This window comes from Alicyclobacillus suci (assembly GCF_017329615.1).
GTDB lineage: Bacteria > Bacillota > Bacilli > Alicyclobacillales > Alicyclobacillaceae > Alicyclobacillus > Alicyclobacillus suci.
Genome location: NZ_JAFMTW010000164.1, coordinates 1 through 478, shown reverse-complemented (window position 1 = coordinate 478; position 478 = coordinate 1). Strand labels below are relative to the sequence as shown.

The 478-nt window shown below is 50.6% G+C and carries 1 protein-coding gene; it reads right to left on the bottom strand.

Annotation, left to right across the window (positions count from 1 at the left end; translation table 11 throughout):
* Positions 1-97 precede the first annotated feature (97 nt).
* The coding region (locus J3482_RS20260; RefSeq protein WP_206923096.1) for a hypothetical protein at positions 98-478 on the bottom strand (381 nt) is incomplete at its 5' end.

Below are 478 nucleotides of genomic sequence, written 5' to 3'. Positions count from 1 at the left end.
TCGCTCGTCCGTGATGGTGTGGATGATATCCAACAGCGGACTGTTGCTGCGCGCCATAAACAGTCTCTACAGAGGAGTCGATATCGACCACGATGCTTTATCCTTTGGGGAGAAGTGACCTTAGGATTTGTCTATGCGCCGAACGTATCGCCTTGATGCCAGCGGCGGAGCCAAGCCGTTTGAGATCCTTATATAACAGAGTCGTGTCAGGCAGTTTCGGCACGTCCAACTTCAGCTTCAACAGGGGATCTTGTTCGATGTCCTCAAAGTGGAAAATCCGTTCCTGCCCAAGCAGGGAACCGAGCATGATGGTCAAAGCAATGTCATCCATGTGGAACTGGGTGTTTCTGCCCTTGCGTAATCCATGTACCCAAAACTTCCTGTCAATACCCGTTCCCAAAACGAAATCTATGAGACCAGCTGCACCGCCAAAGGAGGTGGCGGCATTCAAATCGTAGCGAGTATGAATTGTAGAGCT